The sequence below is a fragment of the Azospirillum brasilense genome (genome assembly GCF_003349955.1).
GTDB classification, from domain to species: domain Bacteria; phylum Pseudomonadota; class Alphaproteobacteria; order Azospirillales; family Azospirillaceae; genus Azospirillum; species Azospirillum brasilense_B.
In genome coordinates this window covers 40,032-52,071 of the sequence record NZ_QLKQ01000028.1, presented here as the reverse complement: position 1 = coordinate 52,071, position 12,040 = coordinate 40,032, and the positions used below count along the sequence as shown (strand labels likewise).

15 protein-coding genes are annotated in these 12,040 nt (G+C 68.0%); 13 read left to right on the top strand and 2 right to left on the bottom strand.

The annotated features are described in order from the left end of the window. The first annotated feature begins 92 nt into the window (after window positions 1-92). The 11 genes from DXK32_RS14360 to DXK32_RS14310 all read left to right on the top strand — a co-directional run bounded on the left by DXK32_RS14360 (window position 93) and on the right by DXK32_RS14310 (window position 8,606). Window positions 93-395, top strand: coding sequence for an urease subunit gamma (locus DXK32_RS14360; RefSeq protein WP_014240308.1), 303 nt, complete (start codon window positions 93-95; stop codon window positions 393-395). 11 nt (window positions 396-406) lie between these two features. After that, complete coding sequence (locus DXK32_RS14355; RefSeq protein WP_114859129.1) at window positions 407-712, top strand: urease subunit beta; 306 nt, start codon at window positions 407-409, stop codon at window positions 710-712. Window positions 713-739: 27 nt separating this feature from the next. Further along, the gene (gene ureC, locus DXK32_RS14350) at window positions 740-2,449 is read left to right on the top strand and encodes an urease subunit alpha (RefSeq protein WP_094306278.1); all 1,710 of its coding nucleotides are present in this window, start codon (window positions 740-742) and stop codon (window positions 2,447-2,449) included. Window positions 2,450-2,467: 18 nt separating this feature from the next. Continuing rightward, window positions 2,468-3,319, top strand: coding sequence for a glutamate racemase (murI, locus tag DXK32_RS14345; protein ID WP_114859150.1), 852 nt, complete (start codon window positions 2,468-2,470; stop codon window positions 3,317-3,319). Next, window positions 3,316-3,891: an urease accessory protein UreE gene (locus DXK32_RS14340; protein ID WP_114859128.1), complete on the top strand. Its 576-nt coding sequence runs from the start codon at window positions 3,316-3,318 to the stop codon at window positions 3,889-3,891. Before murI ends, DXK32_RS14340 begins: the two co-directional genes overlap by 4 nt. Before the next feature lie 49 nt (window positions 3,892-3,940). After that, entirely contained in the window at window positions 3,941-4,687 is a 747-nt protein-coding gene (locus tag DXK32_RS14335) for an urease accessory protein UreF (protein ID WP_348981594.1), read from the top strand. Beyond that, window positions 4,684-5,322 carry an urease accessory protein UreG gene (gene ureG, locus DXK32_RS14330; RefSeq protein WP_014240314.1) on the top strand — a complete coding sequence of 213 codons (639 nt, stop codon included), beginning with the start codon at window positions 4,684-4,686 and terminating at the stop codon, window positions 5,320-5,322. The genes DXK32_RS14335 and ureG overlap by 4 nt, the downstream gene beginning before the upstream one ends. Before the next feature lie 100 nt (window positions 5,323-5,422). Further along, window positions 5,423-6,313, top strand: a complete 891-nt coding sequence (locus tag DXK32_RS14325; protein WP_114859126.1) for a PRC-barrel domain-containing protein — start codon at window positions 5,423-5,425, stop codon at window positions 6,311-6,313. Between the two features lie 28 nt (window positions 6,314-6,341). Then, window positions 6,342-6,761 carry a YgaP-like transmembrane domain gene (locus DXK32_RS14320; RefSeq protein ID WP_114859125.1) on the top strand — a complete coding sequence of 140 codons (420 nt, stop codon included), beginning with the start codon at window positions 6,342-6,344 and terminating at the stop codon, window positions 6,759-6,761. Between the two features lie 287 nt (window positions 6,762-7,048). After that, entirely contained in the window at window positions 7,049-7,834 is a 786-nt protein-coding gene (fabI, locus tag DXK32_RS14315) for an enoyl-ACP reductase FabI (RefSeq protein WP_014240318.1), read from the top strand. A 361-nt stretch (window positions 7,835-8,195) separates the two neighbouring features. Beyond that, window positions 8,196-8,606 carry a bacteriohemerythrin gene (locus DXK32_RS14310; protein WP_114859124.1) on the top strand — a complete coding sequence of 137 codons (411 nt, stop codon included), beginning with the start codon at window positions 8,196-8,198 and terminating at the stop codon, window positions 8,604-8,606. A 10-nt stretch (window positions 8,607-8,616) separates the two neighbouring features. Here DXK32_RS14310 and hutG read toward each other — a convergent pair whose 3' ends face one another. Then, the gene (gene hutG, locus DXK32_RS14305) at window positions 8,617-9,435 is read right to left on the bottom strand and encodes an N-formylglutamate deformylase (protein ID WP_114859123.1); all 819 of its coding nucleotides are present in this window, start codon (window positions 9,433-9,435) and stop codon (window positions 8,617-8,619) included. Between the two features lie 174 nt (window positions 9,436-9,609). After that, window positions 9,610-9,960 carry an ArsR/SmtB family transcription factor gene (locus DXK32_RS14300; RefSeq protein WP_014240322.1) on the bottom strand — a complete coding sequence of 117 codons (351 nt, stop codon included), beginning with the start codon at window positions 9,958-9,960 and terminating at the stop codon, window positions 9,610-9,612. Between the two features lie 304 nt (window positions 9,961-10,264). On the opposite strand from DXK32_RS14300, the gene DXK32_RS14295 reads away from it, so the two are divergent. Continuing rightward, window positions 10,265-10,735 (top strand): DUF3299 domain-containing protein, encoded by a 471-nt coding sequence (locus tag DXK32_RS14295; RefSeq protein WP_114859122.1) that lies wholly within the window; start codon window positions 10,265-10,267, stop codon window positions 10,733-10,735. Between the two features lie 101 nt (window positions 10,736-10,836). After that, a complete protein-coding gene (locus tag DXK32_RS14290) occupies window positions 10,837-12,039 on the top strand; it encodes a hypothetical protein (protein ID WP_114859121.1) in 1,203 nt (400 codons plus the stop codon). Window position 12,040 lies beyond the last annotated feature (1 nt).

Genomic DNA, 12,040 nt, shown 5'->3' with positions numbered 1-12,040 from the left:
AAAGCGCAGCGCGTCCGTCAAAACGGGATTGGCGCACCGCAGCAACGTGGCATAATCCCGCCAACCCAATGGGAAGGCGGAGAGACAGCCCCATGAACCTGACACCGCGCGAGAAGGACAAGCTTCTCGTGGCCATGGCCGCCATGGTGGCGCGCCGCCGGCTGGAGCGTGGCGTGAAGCTGAACCATCCCGAGGCGGTGGCCCTCATCACCGATTACGTGGTGGAGGGCGCGCGAGACGGGCGCACCGTGGCCGAGCTGATGCGCGACGGCGCGACGGTGATCACCCGCGATCAGGTGATGGACGGCATCCCGGAGATGATCCACGAGATCCAGGTCGAGGCCACCTTCCCCGACGGCACCAAGCTCGTCACCGTCCACCAGCCGATTCGCTAAGGGGGCCTGCGATGAAACCCGGTGAAATCATCCCCGCCGCGGGCGAGATCGAACTCAACGCCGGCCGTGACACGGTGGAGCTGGACGTCGCCAACGCCGGCGACCGCCCGATCCAGGTCGGCTCGCACTACCACTTCGCCGAGACGAACGGGGCGCTGACCTTCGACCGCGAACAGGCGCGCGGCTTCCGGCTGGACATCCCCGCCGGGACGGCAGTGCGCTTCGAGCCGGGGCAGACGCGGCGCGTGCGGCTGGTCGCCTACGCCGGCAACCGCGTGGTCATCGGCTTCAACGGCAAGGTCAACGGCAGCCTGTAAAAGGCGCCAGCGGAGGGGCATCAGACAATGGCGCATCGCATCGACCGGGCCGAATACGCGGCTCTCTACGGCCCCACCGTGGGCGACCGTGTCCGGCTGGCCGACACCGACCTGATCGTGGAGGTCGAGAAGGACCACACCGTCTATGGCGAGGAGGTCAAGTTCGGCGGCGGCAAGGTGATCCGCGACGGCATGGGGCAGGCCCAGACCTCGCGCCAGGGCGGCGCGGTGGACACCGTCATCACCAACGCGCTGATCATCGACCACTGGGGCATCGTCAAGGCCGACATCGGCATCATCGGCGGGCGCATCGCCGGCATCGGCAAGGCCGGCAACCCGGACGTCCAGCCGGGCGTGACCATCGTCGTCGGGCCAGGGACCGAGGTCATCGCGGGCGAGGGCAAGATCGTCACCGCCGGCGGCATCGACGCCCACATCCACTTCATCTGCCCGCAGCAGGTGGACGAGGCGCTGAACAGCGGCGTCACCACCATGCTGGGCGGCGGCACCGGCCCGGCGGCCGGCACGTCGGCCACCACCTGCACGCCGGGGCCGTGGCACATGGCCCGGATGCTCCAGGCGGCGGAAGGGCTGCCGATCAACCTGGGCTTCTTCGGCAAGGGCAACGCCAGCCGTCCCGACGCGCTGCTGGAGCAGATCGCGGCGGGCGCCTGCGGCATGAAGCTGCACGAGGATTGGGGCACCACCCCGGCGGCCATCGACACCTGCCTGACGGTGGCCGAGGAGACGGACATCCAGGTGGCCATCCACACCGACACGCTGAACGAGTCGGGCTTCGTGGAGAACACCATCGCCGCCTTCAAGGGCCGCAATATCCACGCCTTCCACACCGAGGGGGCGGGCGGCGGCCACGCGCCGGACATCATCAAGGTGGCGGGCCTGCCCAACGTGCTGCCCAGCTCGACCAACCCGACGCGGCCCTTCACGGTGAACACGGTGGACGAGCATCTCGACATGCTCATGGTCTGCCACCACCTGTCGCCCCGCATCCCGGAGGATGTGGCCTTCGCCGAAAGCCGCATCCGGCGCGAGACCATCGCGGCGGAGGACATCCTCCACGACCTCGGCGTCTTCTCGATGCTGAGTTCGGACAGCCAGGCCATGGGCCGGGTCGGCGAGGTGATCATCCGCACCTGGCAGACCGCGCACAAGATGAAGGTCCAGCGCGGGCGTCTGGCCGAGGAGACGGGCGAGAACGACAATTTCCGCGTCAAGCGCTACGTCGCCAAATACACCATCAACCCGGCCCTGTCGCACGGCATCGCCCACGTCGTCGGTTCGGTCGAGGTCGGCAAGCTGGCCGATCTGGTGGTCTGGTCGCCGGCCTTCTTCGGCGTGAAGCCGGACATGGTGCTGAAGGCCGGGACCATCGCGGCGGCGCTGATGGGCGACCCCAACGCCTCCATCCCGACGCCGCAGCCGGTGCATTACCGCCCGATGTTCGGCGCCTACGGCCGCGCGATGCAGGCCAGCTCCCTGACCTTCGTCAGCAAACTGTCGCTGGAGAACGAGGCGCTGCGCTCGCTCGGCCTGCGGCGCGAGCTGGTGGCGGTGACGGGGGTGCGGGCCATCGGCAAGAAGCAGATGATCCACAACGATTCCACACCCCACATCGAGGTCGATCCGGAAACCTACGAGGTGCGCGCCGACGGCCAGCTCCTGACCTGCGAGCCGGCGGACGTGCTGCCCATGGCGCAGCGGTACTTCCTGTTCTGAGTGTGGGGTGACGGGTTCGTGATTGGTGTCTTCGATTCCGGGCACGGCGGTCTGACGGTGCTGCGCGCGCTGGTGGCCGCCGCTCCCGGGCGTCCCTTCGTCTATCTCGGCGACCACGCCGCCGCTCCCTATGGCCCGCGCAGCGAGGAGGACATCTACCGCCTGACGGTCCAGGGGGTGGAGCGGCTGTTCGCCCAGGGCTGCGGGCTGGTCGTGCTCGCCTGCAACACGGCGGCGGCGGTGGCGCTGCGGCGGATGCAGCGGACGTGGCTGCCGGTGGCCCATCCGGGCCGCAACGTGCTGGGCGTCCTGGTGCCGATGGTCGAGGCGATCACCCGCGTGCCCTGGATGCAGGACGGCCCCGCCGCCGACTGGCGTCCGGAGCCGCGGACGGTCGGCGTCTTCGCCACCCCGGCCACCGTCGCGTCGGGCTCCTTTCCGCGCGAGATCGGCAAGCGGGCGCCCGACGTGCGGGTGGTGCAGCAGGCCTGCCCGGACCTCGTCCCGCTGATCGAGCGGGGGGCGGGGGACGCGGAGCTGGCTCCGGCGGTGCGCGGCTATGTGCGGGCGCTGCTGGCGCAACTCGGCGGCCAACCGCTGGACGCGGCGGTGCTCGGCTGCACCCATTACCCGCTGGTGGCGCAACTGTTCGCGGAGGCGCTGCCGCCGGGGGTGGAGGTGCTGTGCCAGCCCAGTCTGGTCGCCCGCTCGCTGGACAACTACCTGGAGCGCCACCCCGAATACGCCCCCATTGCCGGCGAGGCGGCGGGCGCCCTTCGTTTCTTCACCACGGGAGCGGCGGAACCGGTCGGCGCCCTCGCGGGACGTTTCTTCGGCCGGCCCACACCCTTCGAACGGCTTTCTCCATGACCGACACGCTCCGCCGCGCCACCCGAGTCCACGCCCGCGGCCATTGGCCGGCCGAGCGTGAGGCCGGCACGGTGACCCTCGCCTTCGACGACCGCCATCGGCGGCGCATGGTGATGACGGACGATGCGGGAGCCGACTTCCTGCTGGACCTGCCGCGCGCGGTCGCGCTCGACCATGGCGACGGGCTGGAACTGGGTGACGGCGCCTACCTGCGCGTGGTCGCCGCCGACGAGGATCTGATGGAGGTGCGCTGCGGCGGCGGGACGGAGGGCTTCGCCCGCATCGCCTGGCACCTCGGCAACCGCCACCTGCCGGTGCAGATCGTCGGCGAGACGATCCGCCTGCGCCGCGACCATGTGATTGAGGACATGCTGAAAGGGCTGGGGGCCAGCGTCGCGGCCATCCACGCGCCCTTCGCGCCGGAGGGCGGGGCCTACTCGGGACAGGGGCATGGCCACTCGCATGGGCACGCTCATGGGCATGATCACGACCACGATCATGGTCATTCGCATTCCCATAGCCATTCCCATTCTCATGGGCACTCCCATTCCCACGGGCATTCGCATGACTGAGGGCGCTTGCCCCCTCCCTAACCCTCCCCCGCTTCGCGAGGGAGGGGACTTGGGCGAGGATAGGCACCCTCTCCCGCGCAGCGGGGGAGGGTCGGGGTGGGGGCCCGTCTCGGCAACCCATGTCACCAAGCTCCTCGCCTGGCTGTCGCCGTCCTTTCCGGTCGGCGGCTTCTCCTACAGCCACGGCATCGAGGCGGCGGTGGAGCAGGGCCTCGTCCGCGACCGCGACACGCTGGCGTGCTGGATGGACGGCATCCTGCGCCATGGCGCCGGGCGCACCGACGGCATGCTCTTCGTTGCCGCCCACCGCGCCGTGCTGGCGGGTGACGAGGAGGGCTTCGCCTGGGCGGTCGAGCGCGCCGACGCCATGCGCGCCTCCTCCGAAACCGCGCTGGAGAGCCGCGCGCAGGGGCAGGCCTTCCTCATCGCCGTGCGCGCCGCCTGGCCGTTGCAGGAGATGGAGCGCTGGGACCGGGTCATCGCCGGCACCGGCCGGCCAGTCGCTTATGCCGTCGCCGTGGCGCTGGCCGCCGCGCTGATCGGCGTGCCGGAGGGACCCGCCCTGTCGGCCTATCTGCACGCTTTCGCCGCCAACCTCGTCTCCGCCGGGGTGAGGCTGGTGCCGCTGGGGCAGACGGACGGGCAGAAGGCCCTGGCGGCGCTCGATTCCGTGGTGCACTCTGCGGCGGAGGCCGCGCTGGCCGCCCCGCTCGACGATCTGGGCAGCCGCGCCATGGCCGTCGATTGGACCTCCATGATCCACGAAACCCAATACACGAGGTTGTTCCGCTCATGACCGCCCCGATTTCCAAGAGCCATGGTGGCCCCCTGCGCGTGGGCATCGGCGGGCCGGTCGGCTCCGGCAAGACGGCGCTGACCGACGCACTGTGCAAGCGCATGCGCGACGATTGGGAGGTCGCGGCGATCACCAACGACATCTACACCAAGGAGGATGCCGAATTCCTCACCCGCTCCGGCGCGCTGAAGCCGGACCGGATCATGGGGGTGGAGACCGGCGGCTGCCCGCACACGGCGATCCGCGAGGACGCCTCGATCAACCTCGCCGCCGTCGACGAGATGAACCGCAAGTTCCCGAACCTCGACCTGATCTTCGTGGAATCGGGCGGCGACAATCTGGCGGCCACCTTCTCGCCGGAACTGGCCGACCTGACCATCTACGTCATCGACGTGTCGGCGGGCGACAAGATCCCGCGCAAGGGCGGGCCGGGCATCACCCGGTCGGACCTGCTGGTCATCAACAAGATCGACCTCGCCCCGCTGGTCGGCGCCAGCCTGGAGGTGATGGACCGCGACGCGAAGAAGATGCGTGGCGACCGTCCCTTCGTCTTCACCAACATCAAGACGGGGCAGGGGGTGGACGCGGTCCAGTCCTTCATCGTTCAGCGGGGCGGGTTGCCGCTTCCGGGCTGATCACTTCGCGGAAGTAGCATTTGCGGAACCTCCGTCTTGGCCGTGCTGTTTTCCCCGCGTGAGAACCACACGCACGGAAACCAAGCCGGAGGCACCCACCATGAAACGCCTGCTCCTCAGCGCCGCCATGATCGCGGGGGCGCTCGGGCCTTGGCCGGCGCTCGCCGAGACCTGCCCGGAGGGGGTGAACCGGCTGGGCCAGCGCATCGGCGCGCTGGAGGCGGCCGGCAACCAGTCCCCTGCGTCCATCAGCCCGCAGGAGCTTGGCCAGCTCCGTGCCTTGCGCCAGACGGCCGAGCGCGCCGGGCAGCGGGGCGGCGAGCCCGCCTGCCAGACCATCCTGGGCGAGGCCGACGCGTTGCTGCGCTCGGTCGAACACCCGCGCGTGGTCGCCGCCAACGACCTGTCGAAGGCCAAGCTGCACAACGCCAGCGGCGAGGAGATGGGCTCCATTTCCGAACTCGTGGTCGACCCGAACACCGGGCGCGTCGCCTACGCCGTGGTCGAGGCCGGCGGCTTCCTCGGGTTGGGCGAGCGCAACTTCCCGGTTCCCTGGGCATTGATCCAGCCGGCGCAAGGGGGAGAGGGGAAGGCCGGCGACGGCTATGTCCTGAACGTGACCAAGGACCGGCTCACCGCAGCGCCGCAGTTCACCAGCTCCAACCGTCCGGACATGTCGGACCGGCAATGGGCGGTGGCGCTGCACACCTATTACGGGGTCCAGCCTTATTGGATGCGCGACGGTGCGGCCCTCGCCGCGGTTGGTATGCCGGAGGGCGGTGCCGCGGGCTCGCCGCAGCTCCAGTCGGAGGTGCAGCGTCTGTCCCAGGAGGTGGACCGGCTGAACCGCGAGCTGTCGCAGGCCCGCACGCTGGCGGATACGACGGCCCGCAAGCCCGACGGGACGGCGCAGCCGGGCTCGTCCGGTTCGACCGGCGCCGCGCCGGCCCCGGGCCAGGGCGGCTCCACGCCGCCCACCCCTCCGCAGTGAAAACAGAAAAAGATCGAGGAGAGCAGCGATGGCGATGACGAGCCAAAAGGGCATGGGCAGCCGCGACGCGGCCCTGCCGGACGATCTCGAACGCATGATCAACGTCGGGCACACCGAACGGTTGGTATCGCTGGTCGGCGGCGGGCTTCTTGCCGTGCTCGGGCTGCGCCGTCCGACCGTCGGTGGGGCGGCGCTGGCGCTGGCCGGCGGCGCCCTGGTCGCCCGTGGGCTGACCGGCTATTGCCCAGCCAAGGCGATGATGGAGGACTTCGGCGGCCATCACGGGGCGGACACCCCCGCCGAGGATGTGGAGCGGGGCGTCCATCGCTACTCCCGTCATCCCGGCGACATCTATGACGACGCCGACGAGAAGGAGAAGGTGGACGAGGCGTCGATGGAGTCCTTTCCGGCCAGCGATCCGCCGTCCTTCACGCCCGGCGCGGTTTGATCGTCTCCGGTCCTGTGGAAAAGGCCCCTCCGAAAGGTGGGGCCTTTGTTTTTGTTGCGGTCCTCGTCATGAATACGAAAGAAAGATGTATGGATTACCGCTGCGGACTTCGCGTCTTCGCTGTGTGAAGGCTGTGTTACGGATAAACAAAGCGATAATGTCGGGTATATTGCGACTTTAACAAGTTGCCTATGACCTTCGATTGCATTATGGTGCGTTGCACAATTCGAGTGATCCGCTCTGGCGCACTTGAATCCGGCCACCTTGCAATCCGGGAAAGCCAGCTTATGACCACGATCATCCCCGCCGCCGCCACTCTTGAAGGCAAGAAGGGCCTCGTGCTCGGCATCGCCAACGATCAGTCGATCGCGTGGGGCTGCGCCCGCGCCTTCCGCGCGCTGGGCGCGGATCTCGCGGTCAGCTACCTCAACGACAAGGCAAAGCGCTTCGTCGAGCCGCTGGCCCAGCAGCTCGAAGCGGAGATCTTCGAGCCGGTCGACGTCACCGGCGAGGGTGAGCTGAAGGCCATCTTCGAGAAGATCGAGCAGAAGTGGGGCAAGCTGGACTTCGCGCTGCACTCCATCGCCTTCGCTCCGAAGGACGATCTGCACGGCCGCGTGGTCGATTGCTCGCGCGAGGGCTTCCAGATGGCGATGGACGTGTCCTGCCATTCCTTCATCCGCATGGCCCGCTACGCGGAGCCGCTGATGAAGGACGGCGGCTCGCTGTTCACCATGTCCTATTTCGGCGCCAACCGCGTGATCGACAATTACGGCGTCATGGGACCGGTCAAGGCCGCGCTGGAGGCCAGCGTGCGCTATCTGGCGGCGGAATTGGGCCCGAAGGGCATCCGCGTCCACGCCATCTCCCCCGGCCCGATCAAGACCCGCGCCGCCTCCGGCATCGCCCATTTTGACGAGCTGATGGAGAAGGCTGCGGAACGCGCGCCGGAGCAGCGTCTGGTCACCATCGAGGAGGTCGGCTACACCACCGCCTTCCTGGCGACCGATGGCGCCAAGGGCATCACCGGCAGCACCACCTATGTGGATTGCGGCTATTCGATCGTCGGCTGACCGAGCAGCCGTTTTCCGATAGGTTGGGGCGGCCGATCGTCGCCTCATCTTCGTAAAGTCGATGTGAAGGCAGGCGGAAACATGACGTTTCCCCTGCCTTTTCGCGTCTTTGTCTTGGTGCGGCAAAATGCCATGTGACGATCGTATGCGTTCGTTTTGTAGAAAATGCGCCCATAATGCAGGCAAAGGCCGCCGGTTGTGGAGCCGGCGGTAACAGGGGTCGCGGCGTCTGGTATTTACGGTTCCTTGACGGATTGCGCACCTTCATCTTCAGTTGCGCAAGCTACGGCGCGCTTCCCTTCAATGCGGTGGCTTTCGGCGGAATGCCCGGTGGCCGCGGAAGACAGGGTGCGGAGGGTTCATGGGTGTCATTACGTGGAGGCGGCAGCTCAGCGTCGGCCAGCCGTCCATCGATGAAGATCACAAGCACCTGATCGAGTATTTGAACGAACTGGATGCCGCTCTGAACGCGCGCAGCTTCATGCCCGTGCGCGTCGCCAAGATCCTCATGAAACTGCTGGAATACACCCAGCAGCACTTCGCCCGCGAAGAAAAGATCATGCAGGCCGTGCATTACCCGAAGTTCGAGGAGCATGTCCGCCAGCATCACGAGGCGGTGCGGACTCTGAGCGAGCTGTCCGGGGTCTTCACGCGGGACCCGACGCATCAGAACGCCGAGCGGATCTACACCTTCACGGCGAACTGGCTGGTCCACCACATCATCATGCAGGACACGCAGCTGACACCCTATGTGCGGGGCGTCTGGGTCTGAGGGCGGGGCGTCACAGGAAGGCGCTGCGTCGCCGGCCGGCGGCGTTTTCCCACGCCCACTCGACGACGAGGCTCAGCAGCCGCTCCAGCGTCGGGCGCACCTGACGCGCCGACTCCTCGCGGAAGCCGAAGGGGGCCTCCTCGTCCATGTAGGTGAGCTGCGACAGTTCGAGCTGGATGGAGTGGATGTTGTCGGCGGGGTTGCCGTAACGGCGGGTGATGAAGCCGCCCTTGAAGCGCCCGTTCTGCACGGAGGAGAAACGCCCGGTCGCGGTGAGCACGTTCATCACCCGGCCGACCAGCGCCGGCGAGGCGCTGGACCCTTCCGCCGTGCCAAGGCTGAAGTCCTGAATCTGCCCGTCGAAGAAGCGCGGCACGCGCGACCGGATGGAATGGGCGTCGAACAGCACCGCGACGCCGAAGCGGTCTTTCAGCGCCTGAAGCTCGCCGTTGAGCTGTTCGTGATAGGGACGCCAATAGGCGCCGACCCGCCGCCGCACCTCCGCCGCGTCCGGTTCCTGCCCCGGCTGGTAGACCGGCTGGTGATCGAAGGTGGTGAGGGGGCAGAGTTCGGTGTTGCCGGCGCCGGGAGGGGCGCTGTCGGGATCGCGGTTCAGATCGACCACGTAGCGCGACAGGGTGGGCCGCAGAAAGCCGATACCCAGCGCCGGGGCGAAGTGATAGAGCCGGTCGAGATGCCAGTCAGTATCCGGCACCGCCAGCGCGGCGTCGGTCATCGTGGCCGCGATGTCCGGCGGCACCACGGTGCCCACATGCGGGATGCTGAGCAGGACGGGGGTTTCCCCCGGCTGGAAGCGGAACGTCTCCATGCCAACACCCTTTGTTTGCTGGCCCGATTCATCAAGCCATTCGTGCAACAACGGTTTGATGCGCCGCAGCATGAACGGAACTATGCGGCGCAACCGGCATGGCGGTCAAATCCTATTGCGTATTTGTTATAAAGGCTTCAACGGGTTGTGGCGGCCGGGGCCGCCGCAACCGCCTTACGCCTCCAGGTCGCCTTCGCTTTCCTCGGCCACGTGGTCGACCATGTCCGACAGGACACGCCGGATGTGCTCGTCGGTGATCAGGTAGAAGACGCGGTTGCCGCGCCGTTCCGCCTGGATCAGCCGTCCCGCCCGCAGCAGGCGGAGGTGATGGCTGACCAGCGACGGTGACAGGCCCAGCGCCGCCGCCATGTCGCCGACCGAGGTCGAGGTATCCAGGCAGGCCAGGATGATGCGCAGCCGGCTGGGGTCGCTCATCAGGCGGAACATGTCGGCCAGTTCGGTGGTCTGGTCTTCGGACAGGCGGAGATGCGCCGGCTTGTCCTTCGGTGCTGACCCTTTTTGCATGCCGCGTTGATTCCCGATCGTAAGGTTTTTATGGGTTGAGGTTATTATCGGTGGTTGCCGCCTTTACAAAGTATAGGCCGGAAGCCGCGTCAATCCCATAGGTCGGCGAAACGGAGCCTGAAGTCGATTGGCGGCGGCCTCTTCCGTATGGCCTATCGCTCGCCTGTTGACCTTGGGCGAAGGCTCGGGAACAATTCGGCCACAAGCACGACGGTCTGGGGCAAGGCCGCGCAGGACGCCTTCAACGATCGAATGAACGGTCGAACGAACGACCGAAACGGTCAGGATCGAGGGGGAGGAAGCCATGACGTCGCGCCGACAGATACTGTTGCCGCTCGCGCTGGCCCCGGTGGCCGGCTGGGCGATCTGGGCGACCAACGCCAGCGAACCCACGCATCCCGCCGGGCCGTTCCATCTGCCGCTGGACGACACCACGGCCCTGTGGCGGGATCTGGTGCAGGTCCGCATGGAAGGTCCGGCGGCCAATCCGGTCTTCCCGACCCGTGTCAGGGCGCTGGAGGGCACGCTGGTGACGGTCCGCGGCTTCATGGTGCCGCTGAGCGATTCGTCGGCCCACAACCGCTTCATCCTCGCCGCCAATCCCATTTCCTGCCCGGCCTGCCACCGGCCCAGCCCTTCCACCATGCTGCATGTTCACAGCCAGATCCCGGTGCGTGAGTCGCAGGCCCCGGTGCTGATGACCGGCACGTTGCGGCTGAATCCCCTGGAAGGTTTGTTCTACCGTCTCGACCGGGCGGAGTTGCGCTACGCCTGATCGTTGCGGGTCGGATCGGTCGTTCCTTTTTCTGTTGTGGCATGAAATGCTGCCGCCTGTTCGAGTCGGAGCAATGGCGGGGGCGTGTGGCCCGAAGGGAATTGGCACAGTGGCGGGCCGCCGGGGTGTTCCTGGCGCTCATTCTCTATGGCCTGCTGAGCGCTCCAGCACCGGGGCGCATCCGCGTGGCCGAGGCATCCATCGGGGCGTTGCTGGTGCTGGGTGTCGGGTTGTTCCGCCCTCTGTCCGTGGCGACGGGCTACGCCTTGCTGGAACGCGACTCGCCGCCCTGGGAGATGCCCGCGGTGCTGGCCTTGGCGGTGCTGCTGTGGTGCCCGCTGATGCGCGGCGTGTGGCTGGATTGGGCGCCGGACGACATGATGCGCGACGTGGTGCCGCTGCTTTATCTGTTCCTTCCCGTGTTGCTGGTGCCGATGCTGCGCGCCGTCCCCGACCGGGCGGTGGCGCTGCTGGCCGCGGGGATGGCGCTGGCCGGGGTCGGCTTCGCGCTGCGTTGGTGGAAGCAGGCGGACTGGGGGTTTGGCGCCATCGGCGTCCGGGCGATGGCGGATGGCGGCGTCTATCTGCTGAACGCTCCGTCGGTCCTGTTCGCCGCCATCGCGCTGCCGGCCTTCGGAGTCGGGATGCTGGCGCGCGGCCGTTGGTTGTGGGGTGCCGTCGGCGTGGCGGCGATTCTGGGCGGCTTTCTGTGTCTGGCGGCGCTGGCCGGAGCGGTGCACCGGATGGCGCTCGGGCTTGCCGCCATGGCCTTCGCCGCCCTGGGGCTGTGGTGGTTGCGCCGGGCGCCCCTGGCGGCGTTGGGCGTGGGGGTGGCGGCGCTGCTGTCGGTGGCGCTGTTCCCGGAGACGCTGTTCGGCGCCCTGGGGCAGGCGGCCGAGAAAACCCGGCTGGCCGGCGCCAACACCCGGTGGGAAGAGGCGGAGGCCGCGCTCGGGCAGGCCTTGTCCTCGCCGACCGCCTTCCTGTTCGGGCAGGGGTGGGGAGCGCTCCTTGCCAACCCTGCGGTCGGCGGCTGGCGCGTGTCCTACACCCACACGCTGGCGACCTATGCCATCGCCAAGGCGGGGGTGGTCGGTTTGTGCGCCCTTGTCGCCTATCTCGGCGGGCTGGCTCCGCGTGTGCTGGCGTTTCTCCGATCCGATCCCGCGCTTGGATGGGCGGTGGTGGCGCCGCTCCTGATGGCCCTCCTGGCGCATACGAGTTTCAAGTACCTCGACACCGGTCTCCTGCTCACCCTGGCCGTCCTAGGGGCGGAGCGCGGGAAGCGATTGCCGACGGGCTGAC

What these genes read in the sequence shown, in the direction of transcription:
- DXK32_RS14325 (WP_114859126.1), top strand. Translation starts at nt 5,423, where the DNA reads ATGAAACGCCTGCTCCTCAGCGCCGCCATGATCGCGGGGGCGCTCGGG.
- DXK32_RS14310 (WP_114859124.1), top strand. Translation starts at nt 8,196, where the DNA reads ATGGGTGTCATTACGTGGAGGCGGCAGCTCAGCGTCGGCCAGCCGTCC.
- DXK32_RS14295 (WP_114859122.1), top strand. Translation starts at nt 10,265, where the DNA reads ATGACGTCGCGCCGACAGATACTGTTGCCGCTCGCGCTGGCCCCGGTG.
- ureC (WP_094306278.1), top strand. Translation starts at nt 740, where the DNA reads ATGGCGCATCGCATCGACCGGGCCGAATACGCGGCTCTCTACGGCCCC.
- DXK32_RS14340 (WP_114859128.1), top strand. Translation starts at nt 3,316, where the DNA reads ATGACCGACACGCTCCGCCGCGCCACCCGAGTCCACGCCCGCGGCCAT.
- DXK32_RS14355 (WP_114859129.1), top strand. Translation starts at nt 407, where the DNA reads ATGAAACCCGGTGAAATCATCCCCGCCGCGGGCGAGATCGAACTCAAC.
- fabI (WP_014240318.1), top strand. Translation starts at nt 7,049, where the DNA reads ATGACCACGATCATCCCCGCCGCCGCCACTCTTGAAGGCAAGAAGGGC.
- DXK32_RS14320 (WP_114859125.1), top strand. Translation starts at nt 6,342, where the DNA reads ATGGCGATGACGAGCCAAAAGGGCATGGGCAGCCGCGACGCGGCCCTG.
- ureG (WP_014240314.1), top strand. Translation starts at nt 4,684, where the DNA reads ATGACCGCCCCGATTTCCAAGAGCCATGGTGGCCCCCTGCGCGTGGGC.
- DXK32_RS14360 (WP_014240308.1), top strand. Translation starts at nt 93, where the DNA reads ATGAACCTGACACCGCGCGAGAAGGACAAGCTTCTCGTGGCCATGGCC.
- hutG (WP_114859123.1), bottom strand. Translation starts at nt 9,435, where the DNA reads ATGGAGACGTTCCGCTTCCAGCCGGGGGAAACCCCCGTCCTGCTCAGC.
- DXK32_RS14300 (WP_014240322.1), bottom strand. Translation starts at nt 9,960, where the DNA reads ATGCAAAAAGGGTCAGCACCGAAGGACAAGCCGGCGCATCTCCGCCTG.